This window comes from Candidatus Ancaeobacter aquaticus (genome assembly GCA_030765405.1).
GTDB lineage: Bacteria > Auribacterota > Ancaeobacteria > Ancaeobacterales > Ancaeobacteraceae > Ancaeobacter > Ancaeobacter aquaticus.
Map to the genome: position 1 here is coordinate 66,882 of JAVCCP010000071.1, position 25,102 is coordinate 91,983.

Annotated in this window: 23 protein-coding genes; 1 reads left to right on the top strand and 22 read right to left on the bottom strand. The window is 39.4% G+C overall.

Annotated elements, in window-relative coordinates; translation table 11 throughout:
- Nucleotides 1-19: 19 nt before the first annotated feature.
- A complete protein-coding gene (locus P9M13_09630; GenBank protein ID MDP8263540.1) occupies nucleotides 20-2,203 on the bottom strand; it encodes a tetratricopeptide repeat protein in 2,184 nt (727 codons plus the stop codon).
- Nucleotides 2,204-2,350: 147 nt separating this feature from the next.
- Here P9M13_09630 and P9M13_09635 point away from each other — a divergent pair, with 147 nt between their 5' ends.
- The gene (locus P9M13_09635; protein ID MDP8263541.1) at nucleotides 2,351-3,538 is read left to right on the top strand and encodes a glycosyltransferase; all 1,188 of its coding nucleotides are present in this window, start codon (nucleotides 2,351-2,353) and stop codon (nucleotides 3,536-3,538) included.
- A gap of 63 nt (nucleotides 3,539-3,601) precedes the next feature.
- Here P9M13_09635 and P9M13_09640 read toward each other — a convergent pair whose 3' ends face one another.
- The 21 genes from P9M13_09640 to P9M13_09740 form a co-directional block, all read right to left on the bottom strand.
- Nucleotides 3,602-4,909, bottom strand: a complete 1,308-nt coding sequence (locus P9M13_09640) for a radical SAM protein (GenBank protein MDP8263542.1) — start codon at nucleotides 4,907-4,909, stop codon at nucleotides 3,602-3,604.
- Between the two features lie 48 nt (nucleotides 4,910-4,957).
- Nucleotides 4,958-5,887, bottom strand: a complete 930-nt coding sequence (locus P9M13_09645; protein MDP8263543.1) for an alpha/beta fold hydrolase — start codon at nucleotides 5,885-5,887, stop codon at nucleotides 4,958-4,960.
- 1 nt (nucleotide 5,888) lies between these two features.
- The gene (fabF, locus tag P9M13_09650; GenBank protein MDP8263544.1) at nucleotides 5,889-7,181 is read right to left on the bottom strand and encodes a beta-ketoacyl-ACP synthase II; all 1,293 of its coding nucleotides are present in this window, start codon (nucleotides 7,179-7,181) and stop codon (nucleotides 5,889-5,891) included.
- The gene (locus P9M13_09655) at nucleotides 7,181-8,464 is read right to left on the bottom strand and encodes a beta-ketoacyl-ACP synthase II (GenBank protein ID MDP8263545.1); all 1,284 of its coding nucleotides are present in this window, start codon (nucleotides 8,462-8,464) and stop codon (nucleotides 7,181-7,183) included. Before P9M13_09655 ends, fabF begins: the two co-directional genes overlap by 1 nt.
- 7 nt (nucleotides 8,465-8,471) lie before the next feature.
- Nucleotides 8,472-8,957, bottom strand: coding sequence for a 3-hydroxyacyl-ACP dehydratase FabZ family protein (locus P9M13_09660; protein ID MDP8263546.1), 486 nt, complete (start codon nucleotides 8,955-8,957; stop codon nucleotides 8,472-8,474).
- Nucleotides 8,958-8,985: 28 nt separating this feature from the next.
- Entirely contained in the window at nucleotides 8,986-9,735 is a 750-nt protein-coding gene (gene fabG / locus P9M13_09665) for a 3-oxoacyl-[acyl-carrier-protein] reductase (GenBank protein MDP8263547.1), read from the bottom strand.
- Nucleotides 9,736-9,750: 15 nt separating this feature from the next.
- The gene (locus P9M13_09670; protein MDP8263548.1) at nucleotides 9,751-10,233 is read right to left on the bottom strand and encodes a 3-hydroxyacyl-ACP dehydratase FabZ family protein; all 483 of its coding nucleotides are present in this window, start codon (nucleotides 10,231-10,233) and stop codon (nucleotides 9,751-9,753) included.
- 135 nt (nucleotides 10,234-10,368) lie between these two features.
- On the bottom strand, nucleotides 10,369-11,274 hold the full coding sequence (locus P9M13_09675; GenBank protein ID MDP8263549.1) for a hypothetical protein: 906 nt from the start codon (nucleotides 11,272-11,274) through the stop codon (nucleotides 10,369-10,371).
- Complete coding sequence (locus P9M13_09680) at nucleotides 11,267-12,622, bottom strand: fibronectin type III domain-containing protein (protein ID MDP8263550.1); 1,356 nt, start codon at nucleotides 12,620-12,622, stop codon at nucleotides 11,267-11,269. The genes P9M13_09675 and P9M13_09680 overlap by 8 nt, the downstream gene beginning before the upstream one ends.
- Before the next feature lie 63 nt (nucleotides 12,623-12,685).
- A complete protein-coding gene (locus P9M13_09685) occupies nucleotides 12,686-13,519 on the bottom strand; it encodes an alpha/beta fold hydrolase (protein MDP8263551.1) in 834 nt (277 codons plus the stop codon).
- A gap of 48 nt (nucleotides 13,520-13,567) precedes the next feature.
- On the bottom strand, nucleotides 13,568-14,326 hold the full coding sequence (locus P9M13_09690) for a DUF1571 domain-containing protein (protein MDP8263552.1): 759 nt from the start codon (nucleotides 14,324-14,326) through the stop codon (nucleotides 13,568-13,570).
- A 4-nt stretch (nucleotides 14,327-14,330) separates the two neighbouring features.
- Nucleotides 14,331-15,182 carry a class I SAM-dependent methyltransferase family protein gene (locus P9M13_09695; GenBank protein ID MDP8263553.1) on the bottom strand — a complete coding sequence of 284 codons (852 nt, stop codon included), beginning with the start codon at nucleotides 15,180-15,182 and terminating at the stop codon, nucleotides 14,331-14,333.
- A 51-nt stretch (nucleotides 15,183-15,233) separates the two neighbouring features.
- Nucleotides 15,234-16,922 carry a GH3 auxin-responsive promoter family protein gene (locus tag P9M13_09700; GenBank protein MDP8263554.1) on the bottom strand — a complete coding sequence of 563 codons (1,689 nt, stop codon included), beginning with the start codon at nucleotides 16,920-16,922 and terminating at the stop codon, nucleotides 15,234-15,236.
- 83 nt (nucleotides 16,923-17,005) lie between these two features.
- Nucleotides 17,006-17,401, bottom strand: coding sequence for an acyl carrier protein (locus P9M13_09705; GenBank protein MDP8263555.1), 396 nt, complete (start codon nucleotides 17,399-17,401; stop codon nucleotides 17,006-17,008).
- A 119-nt stretch (nucleotides 17,402-17,520) separates the two neighbouring features.
- Nucleotides 17,521-18,162, bottom strand: a complete 642-nt coding sequence (locus P9M13_09710) for a V-type ATP synthase subunit D (GenBank protein MDP8263556.1) — start codon at nucleotides 18,160-18,162, stop codon at nucleotides 17,521-17,523.
- Between the two features lie 97 nt (nucleotides 18,163-18,259).
- Nucleotides 18,260-19,651: a V-type ATP synthase subunit B gene (locus P9M13_09715; protein MDP8263557.1), complete on the bottom strand. Its 1,392-nt coding sequence runs from the start codon at nucleotides 19,649-19,651 to the stop codon at nucleotides 18,260-18,262.
- A 29-nt stretch (nucleotides 19,652-19,680) separates the two neighbouring features.
- Nucleotides 19,681-21,471, bottom strand: a complete 1,791-nt coding sequence (locus P9M13_09720) for a V-type ATP synthase subunit A (GenBank protein MDP8263558.1) — start codon at nucleotides 21,469-21,471, stop codon at nucleotides 19,681-19,683.
- An 18-nt stretch (nucleotides 21,472-21,489) separates the two neighbouring features.
- Nucleotides 21,490-22,119, bottom strand: a complete 630-nt coding sequence (locus P9M13_09725) for a V-type ATP synthase subunit E family protein (GenBank protein MDP8263559.1) — start codon at nucleotides 22,117-22,119, stop codon at nucleotides 21,490-21,492.
- Complete coding sequence (locus P9M13_09730) at nucleotides 22,119-22,424, bottom strand: V-type ATP synthase subunit F (GenBank protein MDP8263560.1); 306 nt, start codon at nucleotides 22,422-22,424, stop codon at nucleotides 22,119-22,121. Before P9M13_09730 ends, P9M13_09725 begins: the two co-directional genes overlap by 1 nt.
- A gap of 62 nt (nucleotides 22,425-22,486) precedes the next feature.
- On the bottom strand, nucleotides 22,487-22,954 hold the full coding sequence (locus P9M13_09735) for an ATP synthase subunit C (protein ID MDP8263561.1): 468 nt from the start codon (nucleotides 22,952-22,954) through the stop codon (nucleotides 22,487-22,489).
- A 36-nt stretch (nucleotides 22,955-22,990) separates the two neighbouring features.
- On the bottom strand, nucleotides 22,991-24,985 hold the full coding sequence (locus P9M13_09740) for a V-type ATPase 116kDa subunit family protein (protein ID MDP8263562.1): 1,995 nt from the start codon (nucleotides 24,983-24,985) through the stop codon (nucleotides 22,991-22,993).
- Nucleotides 24,986-25,102 lie beyond the last annotated feature (117 nt).

A 25,102-nucleotide genomic window follows, 5' to 3' on the forward strand; every position in this document is an offset into this window, starting at 1 on the left:
GATACAAAGAAATAAAAAATTAAAAATTCTCAAGGAGTTTCTTTTTTCTTTCTTTAAACTCTGCTTCGGTAATAATACCATCATCAAATAACTTTCGCAAATTATGCAATTTTTTACTCATCAGATCAGGATCAATCTCTTCAGATACTACTTTTGTCGGTTCTTCTTTATCAGTCTTTATGTCGTTTCCTTTTTCCAGATCACTAATAACGGCAAGTTCCTCAGCCGCCTTGTCAATTTGCCCCATATTCATATATACTGATGCAAGCGCACGATGAGCATCTCCGTAGCGTGGATTCACCGTCAGTGCCAGCTTAAAATGAGATATTGCTTCCTCTAACTGTCCAATATTGACATATAGCTTGCCAAGCTTACAATTAATATCCGGATATTCGGGATGCAACCCCAATATTTCTTTCAAGGGAACTGTTGCCTCCTCAAACCGCTTTTGTGAAACATATAAATCAGCTAGTTCTCCCCGGCCCTTAATATCTGTCGGTGTAATACGAGATTTCAGATCCTCAATTTTATCTTCAATACGTTTTTGCTTTTTCGCACCTTCTTCTTTTTTGCCTAATTCTGCCTGCATCTTTTCAAGCATCATACGCGCTTTTTCCGCTTTAACCTGCTGTATTTTTTCAGTATCACCCTGTTCTTTTGCTATGCGCTCTTCTTCAGCTCTCTTTTCGTTCAGTAAACGGTCTGCTTCTTGCTTCTCTTTTTCAAGTCGCTGGGTTTCAACTTTCAACTTTTCTTGCGCTTCTTTTTCAACTTGTTCACGTGCTTGTCTCTCTTCTGACGCTTTTGCTTCAGCTTGCTTTTGTGCTTCTGCTTTTGCATCTACTTCCTTAAGTGCTTCTTCTTTTTCTTTTACAAGCGTGTCAATTTCCGCTTTCATTTTTTCAAGTGCAACGGCTTGTTCCTTTTCTTTCTCTTTAAGCTCCTTCTCAAGTTTTTCGCGGGACTTCTTTTCGGTTTCTTCAAACTCTTGTTTTTCTTTTACTGCCTTCTTCTTCGATTCTTTTTCGGCCTCTTGCGCCATTCGATCTTTTTCTGCCAATTCTTTTTCTATCTCTTGCGCTACGCGCTCTTTCTCTGCCAACTCTTTTTCAAGCTTTTCGCGCATTTTCTTTTCTTCTTCGACTTTTTCCTGCGCGCGCTTCTCAGCTTCTGCTTTTTCTTTTTCAAGTTTGACAGCTGCTTCTTTTTCCTTCTCCAGCCGCGCTTTTTCCTCTTTATCTCTTTGAGATTTTTCAGCTTCCGCTTTTTCTCGAGCTTTGCGTTCTTCTTCAGCCTTCTCTATCGCCATACGCTGGGCCGCTTCCTTTTCTTTTGCAATTTTACTCGCCTCTTCAGCCGCATCTACGTCTTCAGTCTTTTTATCTTTTTGCTTTACTGCTTTTTCTTCTTGAGAAGTTTTCTTCTTCTCCTGAGCAATCTCATCAAGGAATGATTGTGCATCAGACTCATTTGGATCGATTTCTAATATCTTTTTAAACTGCGATTGGGCATCTTCAAACATTTCTTTAGAAAGGTAAAGATTACCAAGATTGTAAAAAGTATCTATATCTTCAGGATTAATCTCTATACCCTTGCGATATTCTTCAATAGCAGTATCAGCCTCACCTCGCAGAACATAAATATTTCCAAGGTTGTAGTGTATGCCAGGAAACTCAGGATTAATAAGCACAACTTCATTGAACTCTTTTAAAGCATCTTCATATTGTTCTTTCTCCTGATAACATATACCAAGAGAATTACATGCAGCAGTATGTTTCGCGTTGATAGAAATGACCTTCTTAAATTGTTCAATTGCTTCATCTATTTTTTTGTTTTGCAGACATTCAAGACCTTTATTGTAATACAGGGTATCTTCATTACCTTCAAGCTTAATAATACGTTCTTTGACAATATCTTTGTCGGACGCATTAGGAGATACCTCAAGATACTTTTTATAATACTGATTTGACAAGTCTTTATCACCTGTTTTACCGTAAAACTCTCCAAGATTATAGTATGCATCAGCAAATTTAGGATCTAACGCTATTGCATTCTTTGTTTCTTCAATTGCTTCTTTATATTTTCCTGATTTAGCAAGTTTGCATGCCTTATTAAATGCTGCAACACTCTTAGACGCTCCAAAGATCATTGCAACAGGCAATAGCCCGACAATATCTTGTATATTATTAAGTATATCGTGCATAAATACGTATCCTTTCATTTCTATTATATATACCGAATTGTACACCATTTTTAAATATATTCAAGAAACTTTACGTATATTTTACTTGCGCACATTGTGTATATATTTATAATAAGAAGCCATTTATAAACAAACTGCGAGCATATTATGAGTGCTATTTTATATTACACTTTTCTCATTATTTCATTGGTTGGTATTGCTATATGGATAGACCGGTATCTTGAAACTCACAGAAGTGTCGCGAAAGACCCCAAACTCAATATTGACTCGTATACACAACATTCTGATAGTCTTCCTTTCATATCCGTCCTTATCCCTGCATTAAATGAAGAAAAGAATATCGGCACCTGCCTCTCCTCACTTATGAATCAACAATACCCGCATTTTGAGGTTATTGTCATAAATGACCGTTCCACTGATAACACTCGCTCAATTGTTGAAGATTTTCAAAAAAAATATTCCAATATCACCCTTATTAATAACGACCAACTACATGAAGGATGGTCTGGAAAAAATTATGCGCTTAACAAAGGGGTCGCGCACGCAAAAGGCCAGTGGTATCTTTTTACCGATGCTGATACATATCATCATCCCCAAAGTCTTTTTCAATCTACAAGCTATGTCATAGATAAAAAAGTGGATATGCTTACTTTGATTCCCTACCTCGAAGGCATAAGCTTTTGGGAAAAACTTTTACAACCCATTGCGGGAGCAATTCTTCTTGTATCATTTCCGATAAAATATTCCAATAACCCAAAAAAGAAAACAGCATTCGCCAACGGACAATACATCTTGATCAATAAAGACGTATACCATTCATTCGGTGGTCATGAAGCGCTAAAAAGTTGCCTACTTGAAGATATCGCCATGGCTAAAATAGTTAAAACGAGCGGATACTCACTCAATGTCGCGGTGAGCCCCGATGTTTACAAGACTAGAATGTATAAGAATTTTAAGGAAATATGGAATGGATGGACAAGAATATTTCATATTATTTACGACAAAAGAATATCACTGATATTCCTGAATGCATTACTCTTATTTGTCTTTTCACTTCTTCCGCTTTTCTTAATGTTATTCTGCATTATCTTCTTTATTATTACTCGAGAAATAGACATCCCTATTCTTATCCTTCTAGTTGTAACCATTATTGAAATCATTTTCATACGCTTAACCACATTTCGGTTCTATAGGCTGGCCAAAATGAACCCTTACATATCACTCTTAAATCCACTAGGATGCATTATCATGCTCGGAGTGCTTATGAATGCCATACTAAAAACATTCTCTAAAAAAGGCATGACCTGGCGAGGAACAACATATCAGAAAGTGTAAACCGTGAATCGTAGATCGTGATTCGTGGATCGAAAAAAAACGCCAAACGAAGAGGGGGAAACGCTAGAAATCCTCTACGGCTACTCTGAAGGCAGTGTTCAAATACACCATCATTTCTTCCATAGAGTATTTTCCATCAGCGGAAATATTAGATAAGCTGACTTTGCTGAAGCAGTGTGCTAAACGTTTTTGAATACTTTTCTTTGAGTAGAAATTTTGCCATATCCATAAGAGCCCCTCATCAAGTTCTTCAGGCGTCATCAATTTTGGATAAAATGTTGCATGCTGACCATTAAATTTTGCCATATCAGTTTCGAATACTCTATTTTCTCTCTTGAGTTGCGCGTAAAACTCAGCTCCTTCCATAGGAAATATCGCTGAGAACAGTGCAAGCTCAATTTTTGTCTCCTCGGCAAAATGGAGTGTCTTTTCAAATACACTCGCATCATCATGTTCAAAACCAAACATAAAAGATCCGTAAAGAGCTATTCCCGCGTCATGAACCATTTTAATATAATCCGGATATTTTTCAGGCTGCGCCCACGACTTATTAACATCTTCTAGATTCTGTTTATTTAATGTTTCAATGCCGGCAAAGAGAAACTTGCATCCGCTCTTGTATGCTAAATCAAGGAGTTCAGTATCTTTCGCGCTAAACAGTGTAAACTGCCCGCTCCACACTATATTAAGATGTGCAATTTTCCTGAATAACTCTTTAGCATATTTCGTATCAGCCGCAATATTATCATCAACAAAAAATACCGGTTTATCGGTGAGCTGTTCAAGCTGTTTCACAACATCTTTTATTGGACGATGCCGATACGTCTTACCATAAAACCTGGATACTGAACAATAATCACACGCATAGGGACACCCTCTGGTTGTTTCTACATGATAACAGTCAGCTCCCTGCATAAATTCTCTTTTAACAATTGGTGTTTCCTTAAGATCAATATACCCATCTTGCTTGTATATCGGTTTTAAAGGCCGATCATTTTTTAAATCATCAAGCAAATGAAGCCATAAATGCTCACCCTCGCCCCTCACAATAGAGTCAACATATGGGGCTGCTTTTTCCGGCCATAATGACGGAAAAAACCCTCCCATTACAACCGGTACATTTCTTTTTTTAAATTCTTGCGCAATAGAAATAGCTTGTGGCCCAACATGAAGCATAACGGAAATACCTACAAGATCGACATTCTGATCATAGTCGATATGCTGGTTATTCTCGTCTATAATACTGACTTCGAAATCAGACGGGACCATACTTGCTAAAAGAGGAAGAGCAAGAGGTGTTGCAGACATATAGTTAACTGATGACTGCCCTCTTCCGACCCGCTTTGGATTTATAAGTAAAATCTTTTTCATAATGGTATTTTATTCTAGAAGAGAGTACCGTGCTCCTTCATAACAATATCATAAATTTTTATGTAAGAAATCAGTCACTCTATTTTTGTATAGTTCGCCATTAATAACAATACTTTCATTATGCCGCGCACCAGGCACCTCAAGAAGCACTTTAGGATCATTAGCATAACCATAAAGCATCCGTGCCTGATCAACACCAATATAGGTGTCACGTTGTCCATGTATCATAAGTAGCGGACATGCTCGGGTTTTAATCGCATTCTCAACTGACGGAAGTTTGTATCCCAACTTTATCTCAGTTACTTTTATAACAACGTTTTCCAATATAATATACATAAAATGAGGCATTTGCGTAACAGGTAGAAATAAACTTGTCCATTTCTTCATATATGAGTTTAAAGTCTTCTTTGTCGAAAACGCACTGTCTGTTACGACACATTTTATCTCGGGACATTCTTGTGCAGTGCATAATGCCGCACCCCCTCCACGCGATACACCAAAGAGTCCAATACGACTGGTATCAATATCACTCCTGCTCTTAATATACTCAATAGCTCCTAAAAGATCGTAGACTTCATATGTGCTCACCCACTGTCTTGATATGTATCCATCAAGATTTGAACTATTGCCATGGCCACGAAAATCAACCGAAAGTATATTATACCCTTTATCACACAAAAAAGATGCGTACTTGGTGACCGACGTGCTGTCCGCATCAACTTCAGGACAAAAAATTATGGTCCCGTTATCCTTCTCTTTTGCCGGCATAAAAACGCCGCATAACATCACGCCGTCAGCGCTATAAAACTGGACAGATTCACCACCCTCTGGCTTTACATATTTTATTGTTGAGGCGGGTTCTCTTAACCTGAGAAATCCATCAACTGATGTGTACACTATCCATATCATAGTAGCGACAAATAGTAAGAATAACAGGCCAATAAAACTTAAAAGGGAATAAATGAGTACATACTGCATATTATTTATACTTTTTTATTATTAATGATACATTTTGCCCGCCAAAACCGAATGAATTAGAGAGCGCAACGTTGACTTCTTTTTTGCGGGCAGTATTTGGAACATAATCAAGATCACAGTTAGGATCAGGATTTTCATAATTTATTGTTGGAGGAACAATACCGTCTCTCATTGCGAGTAAGCATACGATTAACTCTACTGCGCCCGCTGCTGCGATAAGATGCCCAAGCATCGATTTTATAGAACTTATTGGAATGTTGTATGCGTTTTCCTCAAAAACCTTTTTTATCGCTAATGTCTCGACACGATCATTTACCACCGTCGATGTCCCATGCGCATTAATATAATCAATATCACCCGGAACCAGTCCCGCTTTATCAAGAGCCATTCTCATTGCCGCTATGGCGCCTCTCCCTTCAGGATGTGCATCTGTCAGACGATAGGCATCAGCTGTTGTTCCATAACCGGCCATTTCACCATAAATACGAGCCCCCCTGTTCAATGCATGCTCTAACTCTTCAAGTATGAGAATGCCCGCGCCTTCACCAATAATAAACCCGTCTCGCTGTCTATCAAAAGGCCTGCTTGCTTTTTGAGGTTCATCGTTACGGGTAGAAATAGCAGTGAGCAAATTAAAACCGGTAACACCGAGCGGATGGATCATAGAATGCGTGCCGCCGCTTATCATAATATCGGCTTTGCCTGTTCGGATAATTTCCGCTGCTTCACCAAGAGATTGGCTACTTGCAGCACATGCAGTGAGACAATTTGTATTTGGCCCGCGTGCACCAAATATTTCCGCGAGATGCCCTGCTGCCATATTGGGCTCTTGTTCGATTTCCATGTATGGATGAAATTTCTCTAATCCCAGTTCCAGAAATTTTGCGGAACTGACAGATGTCCCATCATATGATTTACCGATTATCTCCACAAAATTAAAAAAATCTTGTTTCCCTTCACCTGAACCAAGATATATACCAAATCGACGTGGATCAATCTTTACTGAATCCAGGCCCGCATCTTTAAACGCTATATCCGCAGCCAGTATGGCAAACTGAGTGTTTCGACCAGTAAACTCAACCCTTTGATTATGAGGATAATACCGCTTGAAATCAAAGTTTTTAATTTCCCCGGCAATATTGGTAGGAAAATGCGATGCATCAAAAAGCGTAATATAATCCACCCCTGATTCACTTTTACACATCCTCTGCCAGTTTTCCTCAACTCCCACACCGAGCGGAGTCACCATTCCTACACCAGTAACAACTATTCTTCTGTCCATTTTTACACTCATTATATCTTCTTTATTATAAGTGATGCGATCTGTCCACCTAACCCAAACGAATTCAGAAGCGCCGACCGACACTCTTTTTCACGCGGGGTATTCGGCACATAATCAAGGTCACAGTCACTATCTTTTGTTTCATAATTAATTGTTGGAAGAACAATATTGTTCTCTAAGCTTAATGCCGCGGCAACAAGCTGTACTACACCAGAACTTGCCCCGAGATGCCCAATCATCGACTTGATCGAACTCATCGGTATCGAATATGCATGTTCATTAAATACATTTTTAATTGCTTCTGTCTCGATCTTATCTGCAATCTGAGTTGAAAGGCCATTAACACTAATATAATCAATATCGTCGTGATTACACTCGGCATCTTCAAGCACATTCTTCATTGAATATATGAGCCCATTTACATTATAATTATCGCCGTATACGCCTGCCGCATCTGATGCGGCACCGTAGCCTGCTAGTTCAGAGTATATTTTAGCGCCTCTTTTTTTTGCGTGCTCATATTCTTCGAGAATAACAATGCCGGCACCTTCTCCGATAACAAATCCATCCCTTTCTTTATCAAACGGTCTACTTACCTTTTGAGGATCTCTCGTATTATTCACTGAAAGACATTTTGAAAAATAATATCTCAGATAATTAAGCGGATTGACCTTTGAATCAGTCCCTCCCGCAATCATCATATCTGCATCACCTCTTTGAATTACCTTAAAAGCTTCACCTATAGCTTGTGTGCTTGCCGCACACGCCGAGGTAATAGTATTGTTAGGGCCTTGTGTATTATAGCGTATTGATATATGACATGCAGGCATATTTGGGAGATACTGCAACATCCATAATGGAAACAGCATATTCATACCCTCTGCGCCCCATTTCTGAATACTAAAATCAGCATTTTCATCTAATGAATTCTGAACTGACGGACTGAGCTCATCAATACTCATACTTATAAGCGATGTCCCAAGACTTGTACCTAAACGGGTAGGATCAATTGTTTCAAAATCTATTCCTGCATCAGAAACGCCGAGTTGCGCGGCTGCAACAGCGAGCTGTATATCGCGTGCCATTACCTTTAAAGATTTTCTCTGTTGTATGAATTGTTTTGGATCAAAATTATCGATTTCACCAGCTATTTTGACTGGAAAATCACCCGGATCAAAAAGTGTCACCGGAGCTATCCCTGAACGTCCCTTCGATAGACCATCCCAAAAAACTTCTTTTCCAATACCCAGAGGAGATACAACTCCAAGACCTGTTATAACTACTTTTCTTTCCATAATCCTTCTATTTCCTTAACATATCAAGTGATACGACTTCGTGTAATTTCAATAACGACAAAAATTCCCAGGTAAAAACAAAATTATCTTCAGGGATATTCATTCCCGGATCAGTTTTAAGACACACAAACATTATGCTTACCCTGGCAACTTCTTTATCGTTAACCTTAGCGGTACCCATTATACGTGCACCTTCTTCTCTCAACTCATCAATTTCAGCGTCGAGCACGACCTGATCTCCCGCACAAATCAATTCGTGAAATACCGCATGCTCTATCTTCGCTAAAATAATCTTTTCTTTAAAATCAAGAGTGTATCCTAGCAGAATACCGCCTGTTTGTGCAAGAGCTTCTATTAATAATGAGTTAGGCATGACAGGATACGTAGGAAAATGGTCGGTGATATAGTCCTCACCAATAGAGACATTCTTTACCGCACGTGCAGATTTGCCTTTTTCAAGCTGAGTAATTTTATCTATATGTAACCATCTCATAAACGCTTACTACCCTTATCGCTAGTTCTTATACAGAACCACTTAACCCGCCGTCGATCGTAACAACTTCACCGGTAATATAACTTGCATCATCACTGGCTAAAAACACAATTAATCTGGCACAATCTTCCGGCTTGCCGTAGCGTGCCAGCGGTATTTTCTTTATAATTCCATCCGTGGTTAACCCTCGTACAGCGCTACTCATATCTGTTTCAATCATTCCGGGCGCAACTGCATTAACATTAATATTCTTCGGAGCAAGCTCCAATGCTACCGCACGAGTAAACGCAATAAGAGCACCCTTACTTGCGGCATAATTTGACTGACCTTTCCCACCCCTTAAGCCGGAAAAAGAAGCAATATTGATTATTTTACCCTTCTTTTCCATCATCATGTGTTGGGCAACTGCACGGGTAAAATGAAACACGCCATTTAAGTTTGTCTGTATCACTTCATCCCAATCTTCCGTCTCCATTGAAATCAAAAGCATGTCCCGGGTAACACCCGCATTATTAACAAGTATGTCAATACGATCATATTTAGAAATTATGTCATCAACAATTGCCTCGGCATCTTCTTCCTTTTTTACATCACCCTGAGCAAGATGCCCTTTCCCGCCGATTTTTTCAATTTCTTGCACCACGTTTTCTGCCTGCTCTTTGTTTTTTACAAAATTAACAAAAACCGTGGCTCCTTCACTGGCAAATAGTAGTGCGGTCGCTTTACCAATTCCTCGGGATGCACCAGTTACTAACACAATTTTGTCTTTAAATCTCATAACTCCCCCGATTATTTACTTATGTTCATATTTACTGTATAAAACTTTGAATTTCTCTTTAGCGGCTGCTTGCATAATAGAATCATTTATGTCATTGAGTGGATTATATTTGGTTAAATTAAAATATTTCAGAGATATGCGCCCATTAACAATAGGCTTATCATTATGATACCCAACACCCTTAAATCGCGCAGTATCATCTGTCATATCTAATAATTCTAGTTCTAACCGCAGCTGATCACCCGGTGTGATAAAACGAGAGTACTTTATATTTCTCGCTTCACCCAAAACAACTATCGATACCTTAAAATCCTTAATGAGACGAACAAGCCATCCACCGGTTTGAACCATCGCCTCAAGCATAAGTACCCCTGGCATCACAGGATTACCAGGAAAATGATCCATGAGATATTCTTCACTCAGCGAAAGATTTTTAACTGCTGTAATCTTCTTATTATCTTCAATTGCAATAATTTTATCAATCAGTGTAAATTTCATTTCAATCCATGTTTATATCTTAAATGTATCCGTGAGATACTATAACAAGAGGGATAATTTGACAATAACTTTTATTCACTCAAAATGAAGGATACACTACCATCTACTGCAATACGTGCAAATCATTATAGATTGCTACTTTAGAGATATTGCCTTTACACTATCCACGCTATTACTATTTACAATTTTGACGAGAACTTCATTGTTAATCTGGTCACGGCTAAACGGCAGCTCAATTTTTCCTTTATAATGCTCCCCTTCAGCATGTGTTAAGGGATATCCTTCTTTACTATCATTGACATATACCATCACCTTGCAGCCATGATCTCCCACTACTCCCATGTCTATACGTACAGTATTTTTTGCCGTATTTTCAACTATTTCGTAAGAAACATCTTGTATCTGTGGAGGAGGAGTGCTCAGGCTATTCTTATCCTTACTAAACGCATTAGCAATTGGTTCAGCACATTTTTTTGCAAGCTTAAATGTCAGTTTGTCTTCGAACTTCTTCTGCAAACCCTTGATTGGAGCAACTGCTGCAGCGACATATCCCGTAGGTATCCTAAGGAGTCCCGCATTACGATACTCTTCTTTTTCATATTCTGTAATAATTTCAGCCTTATTTACATCCACCAAAACAATTTTTGCGGCAAGGGTTATGTTCGAATGAACAAGTGCGTACAACTTTGATCTCTTAGTAATCTCACCATAAATAACAATATCCACTCCCAGCAGTTTTCCAATACGCACCATCTCTTCCAGGTCAAACTGGCCAATCTGTATACCCTGCTCGGCTAACAGGGAATCAACAGAAGTTTTTTTACGAATTATTAAACCGTCTTCAAGAAGATCAGTAGTAAATATTTCTCGTAACGTTCGCGCCATATCTCTCTTATCCTTATGATCATAGTAAAATGGGCAAACGGCATACTTCAATGTATTTGATAAAACATATTCCTCTTGAACAGGTCCTTTTTGCGTAGAAGCACACCCTGCACAAAAAATAGTAACGAGCACTATAAGTCCAATTATTCTATTCATTATATTCTTTCTTCTCTATACGATATGGAGAATATATATCCTCATCCTGTGAGGTCTGTGTTTCTATTTCGATTTCAACCGGTTCTGATGGTTTACTTTTATTACGATACGCATCTCTGACTACAACCTGATAATAGTATTTACCACTTTCTTTAAGCCCACTGTCAGCATATCGCAAATCCTGTGTTGTCCCAATATGCTTATATGTATCCCGATCACGATATGCACGATATATTTCATACGAGAACGATCCCTGTCCACTGGGCGATGTATCCCATGACACAAGAACATTTTCGCTGTTTTCTACATTCACCCTCACATTTCGTGGAGCCAAAAGCGACTTTGCATAAATTGAGACAGGACCCGTAACCGGGACAATAGACATGCGCATATCATAACGGTCACCTAAAGTAAGCGTAATATATGCTTCTTGTACAGAATCATTTGTCATAACCGTGTAAGTTCCTTTATATACCCCTGGAGAGATTTCAAACATGGGTACACGTTCTATGCTTTCACCAATATTAAAAGATGCGTACAATTCTTTTTCTCCATGCAGCGTTATCTCAATAGTATCATACAATCCAAACTCCGTTTGGCCCTGTGGCTGTATATCAATTTTTTCAATCATCGGGAGATCTTCTGCAGTAAGTGTAATCTGAGGCAATGTTCCGAGAATTTCCCTATTAAACATATCTGCACACTGTTCATAGGAAAGCTCAGCTTTCGCACTTTCCATCTGAGACTCTATTAAACTCACAAGTTCACTTGAATTTTCAAGTAACCCTCCAAGCATTTTCTCAAAATGCCGCACCTTCCAAAGCACCACATCATCTTTGGTCTCAACCATCTTTAACGTACCCTTATACTCAGTATTCGAATATACTCCCCCGGTAAAATTTGCTGCACTTTCAATGTCCCCATACACAACTGCATCAACATGAAACATTTCACCGTATGTGTGTGCAGGAACTTTATTAATTTCTTCAATAGTTACAATACCTTTTTCCTTTAATACAGCATCCACTTTATCTGGAGATATACACCTAAACGGCAAAGAAGACATTTGACTATAGAAATTTTTTCTTAATGGAGGAATAGAATTGATCTCTTCTTTTTTATCTTTTTTCTTTTTTTCTTCAACGAGAGAACAAAACGGAAGAATGGCAACCGTACGCGGTGGATCAGCGGTATATTGTGCAGATATCTCCGGCTCCGGTTTTGCATCATAAAAAGGGATGCTTACAGGACTTGCTTCCTGCACCCCGGCACAACCAGTCATCATGTATGAAACATACAGGAGGGCACCAGCCAGACACATTTTTTGAAAAGAAAAATATTTTTTCATATTTATTAATGAATTTCTTTTACGTTATTATTGTCATATGCACTTTTTTCAAAATGCACATTACTATACCTTGTTATATTGATTAAGCCAACAAATAATATCATTATAAAAACGATCTACATCTTTTTCGAATTCCAGGGTATGATGCGCGCCTGGATATAATACAAAACTTTTCTTTACCGAACTAAATCGTTTAAAAAGTTTTATAATCTTATCATTATCTACTATATTGTCAATCTCTGCCAACATAAGGAATACCGGGGGATTGACCTTCTCAGCTTTTTTATCAAGAAAGATCCCCATTCGTGCACTCTCAAAGAATAGGCGAGCAGTAGCAGTTGAAAGCATTTTGGTGTCGCGCTCAATATATTCTATCCGATGAGGATTACTGGTAAACATTTCCGGGCAAGCAATCGGTATTTTAAACATTTTTTTTGGGCAAAACACCCTGTTTAGTACAACGGAAAGCTTTTCTGATAAAGGAATATCAACCTTTTCTTTTAGGCCAGGAGAAACTAGTATGACGCTTTTTATATCACGTGGGTACTTAATGACAGCCATTACCGCTAATTTTCCACCCCATGACACCCCAATAATATGTATGGGTTTTTCGAGATAGTCATTTCGAATAAGATCGATAAAAGCTTTCACATCATCAATGAGCGTCGCATATGACGAACAATCACCCCGAGCTTCATAATTCAACCCTGAGCCCCTTCGGTCAGGTGCATATACTGCAAAATTGTTCTGTGCAATATGAGTGCATGAACCGGTAAACCACTCGCTATGGCTCTGAATACCATGAAGATAAATGATTACCGCATCGGGATCACTGCATCCCCAGAAACGATACTGCGCCGTATACCCGTCGCGCAAAACAACTTGTTTTATCTCCATATATACCCTTTGCAACACATGTATTAATTATGGGTTGAGGAGTAATCCTTAGAATATACCAAATGCATAGTTTTTGTTTCGCGGATTAAAATCTTCGTCAGTAAGTGAAGTGGAAAGATCAATATTCTTATAGGTAAAACGTTCAACTAAAGTATTATCCCAGTCAAATACCTGAATTCTTACCGGCAACCCAGTATCTTTATCGACATTAAGTATCAGCCGATAACAATAATATCCTTCATCCGGCGGGAGAATGCGTTCAACTTTATGCGTATCTCGCTTCCCTATTTTCTCGATTCCGTGATACTCCGTCTTTAAATGCCCGTTTTCCGCCGCAAGCTCAAATTGCTGTATCAGTGAGGTCATCAAATTGTGCAACCCTGCGCTTCGTATCGAATGACGTGTATTGTCTTTCACATTACGATCATCCGGAGAAAGATTTATCGCTGGTAGAAACAGATTCAAGATCCCCCCGATATGAACCTTTAACTTATCATCGTTTTTACCCTGAACATAAATCAATTCTCTGCCTTTGTGCGGATTTTTGATCCATTTCATATACACTTGAAAAGGTTTTTTGAACTTCATCTGGATCGTCTCTGGTTTCTTCATCTTCCCCTTGATCATTTCTTCTTTTACAAAAATTGCCGTATAATTATCAACCCTATCAAGAATACTTCGTGTTTTATGTAATTCCTGAACAACATCGTACGACTCCTGATCCTGCCCATATGAAAGTCTTTCAACGGAAAACAAACACAGGCCTATTATCAGTACCGTAATCGCACTATAGGTTGCTTTTCTCATTATCCTATTTTCCTTTTTCTGCACTTATTAAAGAATATATTCCAAGCGGTTCATGCTGAACTTTAAAATTGCTAAAACCGGCTTTTTTAAGGAGTGCGCAAACCTCATCGACTGTCCGATAGCGTAGCTGCAGATTAAATATCCTTCGGGCGAACGGATCAACTCCATGCTTGTCTGATATGCTGTGAGTGACAATACTGCCACCGTCAACAAGTGCCCCGTAGGCAACTTTCATCAAACTTTCCACATGAGCATCACTAAGATATTCAATAATACCGATAAGCTTCACGATCTGTGGACTGACCTGTATATGCGTTTTCACATCGATAGCATCACCTTGTATAAAACTAACGGCACCATCAGAAAGACCTAATGATTTACAGAGGTTTTTTCCATATTCAAAAGCATCAGAATCAAGATCAATCAAGAAAGCTGATACATTCTCTGTCTCGGAGAGCACCATACCGCTCATCACGTTTGCGCCGCTTCCTGCCCCAATACCAAGAATATTTACATGTCCGTCAGGAGCATACCGTTTTATCAATTCGGCAATAACTTTAGAAAATAGCTTTTTTCTGTTACGCAAACCCATGGGGAAGATGCTGTGTCTGAGCGCTACCATATCAAGAAAATCTTTATACTGACCATTTTCGTAACTTATTTCCATCGATCGCCATCCGCCCGGACGCGCAACAGATTCTTTGAGAAGGTCACACTTTGAGTTCTCAATTGTATGGAGTATCCATGCGCGCGGCAAAATATAATTAATAAATGGATTAAGCACTATTTTCTTTATAATTGATTGTAATGGCGTTATAACTTCGTATTCTATACCATCGACTATTTTTGTTGTCATAAAACACCTCTTTTCTTCAATAAATTGCATCGTTACACAAAAGTCAAATATTTACAACGAGCCACCATTATATGAAATTTCTCTTATAATATCAAATGCTTTCATATATTCATTATCTGATGAAAGAAAAACATTTTTATACTGCTCAACTCTCCCCTTTTGTTTCTCTGTATGATCTTTCTTAATAGTATCAAATGCCCCGTTTGGAACAATACTCACCGTCGGATTAAAAATTCTATGTGATTTACGCTTGCCTTCGTACTCCATATTCATTTTCTTTAAATTTTTGTCAATTTCACCGATCAATCTCTTTGCGATTTCATCGCGGGCAATCTTATGTTCCTCAATAACAAACGTGTAATAAGGCCGCTCACCAGGACACGGAATAAACGTGAATGTATCAATATCAACGCCACAGGTATGCGCCGATTCTCTAACAGACTCGACAACCTGAAATTCGGTAACCTTCTCACCGGTCATTGATGATATGTGTTTACCTTTATTTAAAAATCGTATTATCGGCGCTTCATGATAAAAACCGGTTACTTCAACTAAATCATGGATATTATATCTATACAGACCACTTGATGTCGTAAGCAAGATAAAATATTTCTTATCGACTATCAGTTCATCAGCAGTAAGAACCGTGGGGTTTTCTTTACTGGCTTCTTCCTCAGGGATAAATTCAAAAAATTGACTTTGGATATCCAAAACACCATTTGCCCCATTATTATCCATAGGAATTGACATCCTCCCTTCAGATGCAACGAGCCCTATATCACGAACCGGCGTATCTCCAAAATAATGCGGATATGAATCAAGATAGGTTGAAAGCGCGCCACCTTTCCAGTTGCAAAGAAGAGCCATATGCGGCCAGTAATCTTTCGGTAAAAGATCTCCTGATTTCGCAATGCATCGTTCTAATTCATAAGCACGCTTTTTATTGGGACGAATACATTTTTTAAGACTGTCCCTCAGCTCTGAAGATATCTGAATATGATCCGAAATTGTCCCATCATGGATATCGCGCACGAACGTTTCTTTTTGAGCTGCTACCAGTTTTACTAGGGTAAGTATCGTGCTCGGATTTGCGGTGGTGAGTGACCGCACATCTTTTGATATCGCAATCCTCATCATAAGGTAATATTTTGAGCTAACATCACGGACTTTATACACTCTGGATGGAACACTATAGATAAGCTTGGCAATACAACTCTGCTTTTCAGCGGAAAGTCCCGAAATAGCACCGCAGGGCACTCCTTTATCCGTACAAAATTCGTCATATGCCGAAGTAATAGGAAAAAACGTTTTATCGATTATAGCAGGGTAATCCGTATACACATAATGCCCCCACACGAACCATCCGCGGCGATAATCCTGCAAGAAAGTATGTGTTACCGGAATATATTTAGGTTCTCTCGTGGTGCCGCTCGTAAGCGCAAACATAATTACTTTTGCGCCCTTACCAAACAGCGCGCCCAGATCTCCCTTTTTTACCCGCTCAATATACGGGTAAAAACGTGCGTAATCAGAGACGGGCAAATTCTTACGATAAGAAGCAATATCGGTAATATTCTTGAAACCATATGTCTTTCCAAAATCACTTTCCTGATGAGAGCGAATTTTCTTCAAGAGAACATTTTGCTGGGTCTTTCTGACATCTTTTGAGGCATTCTCAAATTCTTGAGCAAGTTTCTTCGCGTGTTTCATAAGAACAGTAAACAATATTTTCTTTACCATGGGAGTTCCTCTGATACCGTTAAGAAAAAATCCCCGGAAAGACACTTCCGGGGATCATATGAACTACATTTGTACATCAATAATTATGAAGGAACGTTTACCTTGTCAGAAATGTAGTTAACCAACATAGAAACGGTAAACAAATTACCAAAATCGCTTATAACTGGATTTTTTTCAAATTCAGTTATATCCGCATAAGGTATTTTTTCTTTCAGTCTCAACAACCCCACTTCAGTCATCTTCCCATCTTTCACATTCTCATCGTTTGTGAGAAGATTCTCAGGAAAAAGGTCACCACGCGGTATCTTTATCTTAAATGTCTTCTCAAGACGAAAAACAATATCAAGATAATCGATTGATTCAGCACCAAGATCCCTTGTTAAAGAAGATCCTGTTTCAATTTCATCCGGATCAACACCCAATGCTTGAACAAGACATTCTCTCACTTTTTCGAAAACTTCATCTTTATTCGTAGACATCCTATTTCCTCCTTTATAAACTAACGAGCTTAAATCTCTACTGCATTATTTTGTGTACAGGTTAGATCCTACCAAAAATATTGATTGTGTCAAATATTTTTTATAATAATACGTCAATATCATGCCCTCAGCTTTTGCATGTTCTCTTTACGTTTTTTCACCTTCTTTATGATATAGAGCTCCTCTCTATCTCTTTCATCTAGAATATCTTCTATGAATTTAATGGTATTTTCACACCGCGGTATGTATATATTCTCCAGCGCATTCACTCTCATCTGATTTTTTTTAAATTCAAGCGCTATTCTATATACAGCTGTTTCCACTTCAGCAAGATCACAAATAGCATACATCGCTTCAAACAACTTTCTGCGAGCCTCATCAAGTGAGGCGGGCGTACCCATCAACCCGTAACGAAGCTCAAAACGGCCTTTTTCAACATCTACCATCGGTATATTAACACCCATAACACTTGCAGGCACAACCTTGACTTCAATATCCGACGGGATAGAAAAAGCGATCTGATTAAACATATGTGGCCCCATAGACATAACCGCATGAGCAATACTTTGGTACGCCTGAGCGAGATCCATCTTAAGTTTGGTTAAAGAACCCTTCAAGATATCTATCCTATTCAAGAGCTCTAAAACAAGAATCTCACGTTTTCGCTCAAGAAGATCATGACTCACTTTTGCAAATTCAAGTGTTTCTTTTAAATCTATTAACTTCGCTTTTGTTGGTGCTACATCAAGCAGTTCAGCCACTTTTCAAACTCCCGACTCCGAACTCCGAACTACAGACTAAAATACATTTGGTCTGTGGTCTGCGGTCGGTGGTCTCTGGTCTTTCTTTTCTATTTTTTTATTTTTTTACAAAATGATGATGTTTCTGGATTTCATCCTGTGTTACACGTGTCAATTCACTCGGCGGTAAAATAGAGAGGATATTCCATCCCAGGTCAAGCGATTCGATTATCGTACGATCTTCGTCTTCACCCTGCTGTAAAAAACGTGTTTCTAAGGCTTCTCCAAACTCAAGATAATCCCTGTCAATTTCAGAAAGTTCGTCTTCCCCAATAATTGACGCTAAACTCCTGATCTCCTGTACCTTCGCGTATGACGCGTACAGTTGGCTCGATAAATGCGCATGGTCAACACGTGTTTTACCTTTACCAATACCGTCTTTCATCAATCGCGATAGGGACGGCAACACCGCTATAGGAGGGTAGACCCCTACTTGCGAAAGTCTCCTATCCAGCACTATCTGCCCTTCAGTAATATATCCTGAAAGGTCAGGAACCGGATGAGTAATATCGTCATTAGGCATACTGAGAATCGGTATTTGCGTTATGGATCCTTTACACCCTGACACACGGCCGGTGCGCTCATAGATTTCAGCAAGATCACTGTAGAGATAGGAGGGATATCCTTTTCGTGCAGGCAAATCACCGCGTGAGCTTGCAACTTCCCTCAGGGCATTACAATAATTTATCATATCGGTCATTATTACCAATACATGCATGTCTTTTTCAAAAGCAAGATACTCAGCAAGAGTTAATGCCGCACGAGGAGTAATAACCGCTTCAATAGCAGGGTCACCCGCTAGATTTAAAAACATAACAACATTATTCAGCGCACCAGATTGACGGAAACTCTCCTTAAAATAAAATGCTTCATCATGCTTGAGCCCCATACCAACAAAAACGATCGCAAAAGGACTATCTTCATCGGTGATCCGCACCTGTTTGGTTATCTGTGCCGCCAGTTTATTATGGGGGAGACCACTTCCCGTAAAAATAGGTAATTTCTGTCCTCGGGTAAGTGTATTCATCACATCAATTGCGGTAATTCCTGTTTGAATAAAATCGTCCGGATATTCACGTGATGAAGGATTTATTGGTAAGCCCCCTATGTCCCGCACTTCACCTGATGTAACGGGAGGACCACCATCTATCGGTCGTGCCTGTCCATCAAAAATCCGCCCTAACATATCTGTTGAAACATTTATCGTAAAAGATTTACCCAGGAATTTAACATAGGTATCTTTCATCGTCATGCCGCTGGTACCTTCAAATACTTGAATAAGAGCTGACTGGCGTGAAACTTTCATGACTCTCCCCAGCCGTGTTGCCCCATCACGCAGTTTCATCTCAACGACCTCGTCATATGCCACATCACTCACATTATTTATCTTTACAATCGGATCAATGATCTCATCAAGCCCTTTATATACTCTTCCTTTGGTATCTTTCATAGCTATTACCTTTGTACGGTTATTATAAATTATCCGGAAACGCTCGCCGTAGGGTTTCTTGAAAACTCACTTTTTAATTCCTTCATCTCCGTATCAATCTGATTAATACAATCATCGATCTTTTCAACATGCTCGTTCTCTACTTCTATTTTCAAGCGTTGTATCAACGAATAGCTCCTGAGTCCTGTAATACGCTTTATCGGCACGACCAACTCGACGAGCTCTTTACCCATCTGATAAAACTTAACGATCGCTTCCAGCAATTTTTCCTGTTTTTGAGGTGTTGCATACATGTCTATCGGATCAAGCGCATCCTGCATAAGAAACCCATTTTTAATTAAATATGCAACAGCCATTAAGAACCTTTGATCGTCCGGAAGCGTTTCCGGGCCGACCAGTTTCGCTATTTTCTGGCATTTATCATCTTCCTGCAAAATCCACATTATTAGTTTACGGCTTTTTGACCAGTCCGGATTATAGTTAGATTCCCACCACTTAGCCAAATATTCCGAGTAAGAACTAAAACTCTTAATCCACCCTATTGCAGGATAATGTCTTGAGTCGGCAAGTTCTTTCGATAGCGCCCAGAACGTGCCCACAAGCCCTTTTGTATACTGCGTTACCGGTTCAGTAAAATCACCTCCAGGAGGAGATACCGCGCCGATTATGGTCAAAGAACATGTTTTTCCGTTAAGTGTCTCGACATACCCTGCACGCTCATAAAAGGCAGATAAACGACTCGATAAATACGCTGGAAAACCCGACTCTGCAGGCATTTCTTCCAATCGTCCGGACAATTCTCTCAACGCTTCTGCCCAACGCGATGTAGAATCAGCCATAATGGCAACATGGTATCCCATGTCACGAAAATACTCGGCAATAGTCATGCCGGTATAAATTGATGCTTCACGGGCACTCACCGGCATATTAGACGTATTAGCAATAAGCACTGTTCTTTGAATGAGCGGCAGCCCGCTTTTCGGGTCAATAAGCTTTGGAAATTCACGTAAAACATCGGTCATTTCGTTTCCGCGTTCACCGCACCCAATATATACAATAATATCGGCGTCGCACCACTTTGCCAATTGTTGCTGCACAACCGTTTTCCCTGAACCAAACGGTCCGGGAATAGCTGCTGTACCACCCTTTGCAATGGGAAAAAGTGTATCAACAATACGCATTCCGGTAACGAGCGGCACATCAGGGAACTTTCTTTCCCGATAGGGACGAGGCGTTCTGATCGGCCAGCGTTGCGCCATGGTAAGATCTTTTACTCCTTGGGCCGTTTCTACCTTGGCAACAATATCCTCTACCGTATACTCGCCTTTATCAGCAATGAATGTGATTTTACCGCTTATACCGGGAGGAACTAATATCTTATGATCGATCAGCTCTGTTTCTTTTACCGTACCAAGAATGCCTCCCTCAGCTATCTGGTCTCCATTTTTTACTGTCGGAACAAAAGGCCATTTAACATCTTTATCAAGCGCACCGATCATAATACCGCTTTTAATGAATGTTCCTGATAGTTTTTTAATACCTTCAAGCGGCCGTTCGATACCATCAAACACTTTGGACAATATTCCCGGTCCTAACTCAACTGAAAGAGGATGCCCACTGGTATAGATAGCTGCTCCTGGCTTTAACCCGCTTGTGTTTTCATAAACTTGTAATGTGAGAAGATCTTCCTCAAATTTAATGACTTCTCCTATAAGATGGAGCTCTCCAACATACACCTGCTCCGAAATCTTCACTTCAAATGCACCTGATCCAACGACAATTGGACCATTAACCATTTCTACTTCACCGATCTTTTTCAATTGCTCCTCCAACTCATATTATTCAAAAACAATATCAGCAATGGTCATATACAAACACTCTTTTAGCCTCTCGGCACGAGCACTCCACGAATTATCATAGATAACAGAACTCGTATCATTGGCCATAATAACGCCTCCGGGTTGCAGCAGTGTTTCCTTCAATAACTTCAAAGATACTTTTCGATTCGTTTTCTCCAAAAATCGTTTTTCAAAATCGCGGATCACGATTTGAGTCATGAGTGTGCGCTCACTGTCACCAACGCTCATAAAAACAATATCGTAATCCAGATTCATGAGCCCTTCTTCAACAAGATCGTATACTATCTCTGTATATTTTTTTTCGTCACACCAAGGACCATTGTCCCAAAGTGAATTCAACACCTCATGAACGATCTTATCTTTGGTTTTTAATGCGTGCAGCTTTGTCTCAAGCTCTGCATGAGCCTTGTTTTCTCTTTCGAGAAGCTTTGCTTTTGCTTTCGCTTCCTGTAACGCAAGATCAAGAGCACCTTCCGCTTGTCCTCTGGCGTTTTCTACAACATGCTCGACATATTCACGGGCCTTCTTTGTTTCTTCGTCACGAATATTTTCAGCACGAGAAACTATCTTTTTCTCTAGTAATGTCTTTTGTTTCTCAAGTGATTCCATTAAATCGATATCCCTGTATTTTTAAGTACAAAATCCGCAACGGATTCAAGTTTTTGCTGAGGTTTTGACATGTCCGGTATATCCATAATAACCGGCACCTTTGTCTCCAGACGCAACTTTAAAAGTTGATCTTCCTGAGCTCGGTATAAACGTTCCGTTATCAATATAAGACCAATATCAGCGCGTTTTATAAGCGTATGAACATGTGCAAGCACTTCATCACTTTTTTCTACGCCAAACACCTCGACCCCTAAAAGCGCAAATCCACGAGCGAGTTCCGGTTGTGCAACAACAGCAATCTTCATATCCCCTACCTAATATGGCTGATCAAACATCGTTTCACCTAATAAAATGCTTATCCGCCATTTTATATCTTTCCGAGTAACATAATCGAAATAATAACACCGTAAATCGCGATACCTTCAGCAAGTCCGACATACACGATTGTGCGACCAAACAACTCAGGTTTTTCAGTGATTGATCCCAATGCGGCAGATCCAACACTTGCAACAGCATATGCAGCACCAATTGATGAAGCAATTGTCGGAAGACCAATACCGAATATCGCAAGCGCTTTTGCCATTGTTATCGTCTGTGCAACAACCTCTCCCCCAGTTTCAGAGGCAAAGACGCTTGAAACCGAAAAGAACATCCCCAAAGTCGCAAGAAATCCGCACACAACGTTAAAACCAATAACACCGTAAATAACTTTTTTTAAATACCGTTTCATGTTCTCGGATATCATCTCTTTCTTTGAAAGATAGTACCCAACAAAAATAAGCGCACCGATTGAAACAACCCATAATGAAACCATGCTACCAGCTAAAAACCCCATTGTTCCCTCCTTATTAAAATTACCGTTTGATTTATATTATTCCATAGCAGTATCATCATTTTGCGATACGCTAAAAGGTTTATATTCCATACCATTCCCGCTAAAAAATTTAGAAAAACCTTCATAGTATATCAGACGCAGTGTTTGAATCGTCACGATCATGCCCTCTAGAACGATAACAAAAATATTCCCTATAATTACCGTTATCCAGAAACCAATACCTGTATGATCATGATTTGGATCAAACATTTCCCCGATCGTAAAAACAGCTATCAAAAGACCAACATGGTTCAGTGAAAAAGCGGCAATACGCATAAAGCTCATGGTGTTGCTCAAATATCCGAGTATAGTATCATAAACTTCCATTATTGACATAACGAAAATCTCTAAACCGCTTTTTTCTTCAATAGTCTCCCTTTTGAGCGTCTTTTCGTGCATACGATGAACATAAAACTCTACCGGTTCCTTGAGGGCAACAAAGACAAGAGGCAAAAGAATCAGAAGCAGGACGACCAGGATGTTTTGCGCAAACGAATAGTTCATAACCAGCCCAAAAACAGTCAAGACTGAACCGAAATAAAACAGCATACCTGAAAGGCCTTTTTGTCCTAAAAGCGCGTCAACCGTCTTTCCCTGCATGAACATATTAATAATATTGATCAAAACACCCACACTAATAAAACCGACACCGAAAAATATTCCTACCGCCAGCATAAGATTGATTTCTTCAAACGGATTGAATAAAAGTGCCGGTATAACATGTTCGAAACCGAAAATGCTGCCAAAAAATATACCAAAGATCGATGCCATGACACCACATGTTCCGAGCATAAAACCAAGGCTTTTCCCCATACGGGATTTTACCTTTTTGCGTACGATTATCCCTACAAGCAAAAGCAGGAGCCCCTGCCCGAGATCACCAAACATCATTCCAAACATGAGTGAGAACCCTAACATCACATAAAATGTCGGATCAACCTCTTTGTAGTCCGGCAAACCATACACTGATATCAGCCCTTCAAACGGTTTCATAAACCAGACATTCTCAAGTTTTGTGGGTATATTTATTTTTGATTTAAGCGAATAATCTTTTAGGACAAGAACATTTTCGATCTGTGCGGTAATCGAAGTTTCAAACTGCTCAACCCTTTTTTTAGGCACCCAACCGCTTATTAACACAAGGTCTCGGGTAGATTTAAAATATCCTCTGGCATAAAAATGCAGCTGTGCTGACGCAATAGCATCGGCAATGCGCTGTAATTGATCATGATATATCTTATGCAGTTCTTTAATCTGATTATTAAGCTGTGCGAGCTCATGCTTGAAACCGGCAATTCTCTTTTCAACATGCAGGTAAATTTCATGCGATTTTCCTTCAAGATCAACAGGAAAAATGACTTCCTGAAAGAATACGCTCTCTAAAACCTTGTTAACAGCTTTCTCATCGTCTCTCAAAGCCAAAACTGCCACTAATGTTTTTGCACCTTTTTCAACGAGTGAAACAATAAGCGTTGTATCACCAATACCTCTTTTTAGTGACTCCATTTTGTCCGATGGAAGGAATCCCAGCTTGAGAAACAGGAATTCAAGATTTTCAAAATGTTCGATATTGATATTACGTGAATGTAAATATTTAGCGCATATCGCCAGATCCTTATATTTGCGTATTTCTTCCTCGAACATTTTTTTGTTTGCGAAAATGCCGTCAACTTTAGAAATAATCTCTTTGAGCGCGTTCTCAATAATATCTATCTCCCGCAAAAGATCGTACTGCATAGTATCAGGAGATATTTCGCCTTTTATGGTTTCGTTAACAACTTCTTCAATGCGCTTAAGACTTTGCTCAGCGTTTTTATAGCGCTTTTCAAGCGCATCTTTCTGAGGCATTGTCGACACATACTCTACACCGGAAATAGCTCCAAGATTCGACAGGTGTACAACTCCTTCTTTGGCAAGAAGAGATGTAACGTGCTGGGTATCGTCATTTAAGGCGATAATATTAACACTAACCATTCGTGCAGGTTTAAACATATACTTTTCCCAAATAAATCTGCCATTACAGACTGTGTAACAATGTGTTTCTACTACAAAAAACGATATGCGGCCTGCGTCTGCGTCAGACTCGCAAAAAGTCCTCAACGTAGTGCC

Coding starts and splice junctions, on each gene's coding strand:
- P9M13_09630 (MDP8263540.1), bottom strand. CDS start 2,203: ATGCACGATATACTTAATAATATACAAGATATTGTCGGGCTATTGCCT.
- P9M13_09635 (MDP8263541.1), top strand. CDS start 2,351: ATGAGTGCTATTTTATATTACACTTTTCTCATTATTTCATTGGTTGGT.
- P9M13_09640 (MDP8263542.1), bottom strand. CDS start 4,909: ATGAAAAAGATTTTACTTATAAATCCAAAGCGGGTCGGAAGAGGGCAG.
- P9M13_09645 (MDP8263543.1), bottom strand. CDS start 5,887: ATGCAGTATGTACTCATTTATTCCCTTTTAAGTTTTATTGGCCTGTTA.
- fabF (MDP8263544.1), bottom strand. CDS start 7,181: ATGAGTGTAAAAATGGACAGAAGAATAGTTGTTACTGGTGTAGGAATG.
- P9M13_09655 (MDP8263545.1), bottom strand. CDS start 8,464: ATGGAAAGAAAAGTAGTTATAACAGGTCTTGGAGTTGTATCTCCTCTG.
- P9M13_09660 (MDP8263546.1), bottom strand. CDS start 8,957: ATGAGATGGTTACATATAGATAAAATTACTCAGCTTGAAAAAGGCAAA.
- fabG (MDP8263547.1), bottom strand. CDS start 9,735: ATGAGATTTAAAGACAAAATTGTGTTAGTAACTGGTGCATCCCGAGGA.
- P9M13_09670 (MDP8263548.1), bottom strand. CDS start 10,233: ATGAAATTTACACTGATTGATAAAATTATTGCAATTGAAGATAATAAG.
- P9M13_09675 (MDP8263549.1), bottom strand. CDS start 11,274: ATGAATAGAATAATTGGACTTATAGTGCTCGTTACTATTTTTTGTGCA.
- P9M13_09680 (MDP8263550.1), bottom strand. CDS start 12,622: ATGAAAAAATATTTTTCTTTTCAAAAAATGTGTCTGGCTGGTGCCCTC.
- P9M13_09685 (MDP8263551.1), bottom strand. CDS start 13,519: ATGGAGATAAAACAAGTTGTTTTGCGCGACGGGTATACGGCGCAGTAT.
- P9M13_09690 (MDP8263552.1), bottom strand. CDS start 14,326: ATGAGAAAAGCAACCTATAGTGCGATTACGGTACTGATAATAGGCCTG.
- P9M13_09695 (MDP8263553.1), bottom strand. CDS start 15,182: ATGACAACAAAAATAGTCGATGGTATAGAATACGAAGTTATAACGCCA.
- P9M13_09700 (MDP8263554.1), bottom strand. CDS start 16,922: ATGGTAAAGAAAATATTGTTTACTGTTCTTATGAAACACGCGAAGAAA.
- P9M13_09705 (MDP8263555.1), bottom strand. CDS start 17,401: ATGTCTACGAATAAAGATGAAGTTTTCGAAAAAGTGAGAGAATGTCTT.
- P9M13_09715 (MDP8263557.1), bottom strand. CDS start 19,651: ATGAAAGATACCAAAGGAAGAGTATATAAAGGGCTTGATGAGATCATT.
- P9M13_09725 (MDP8263559.1), bottom strand. CDS start 22,119: ATGGAATCACTTGAGAAACAAAAGACATTACTAGAGAAAAAGATAGTT.
- P9M13_09730 (MDP8263560.1), bottom strand. CDS start 22,424: ATGAAGATTGCTGTTGTTGCACAACCGGAACTCGCTCGTGGATTTGCG.
- P9M13_09735 (MDP8263561.1), bottom strand. CDS start 22,954: ATGGGGTTTTTAGCTGGTAGCATGGTTTCATTATGGGTTGTTTCAATC.
- P9M13_09740 (MDP8263562.1), bottom strand. CDS start 24,985: ATGTTTAAACCTGCACGAATGGTTAGTGTTAATATTATCGCCTTAAAT.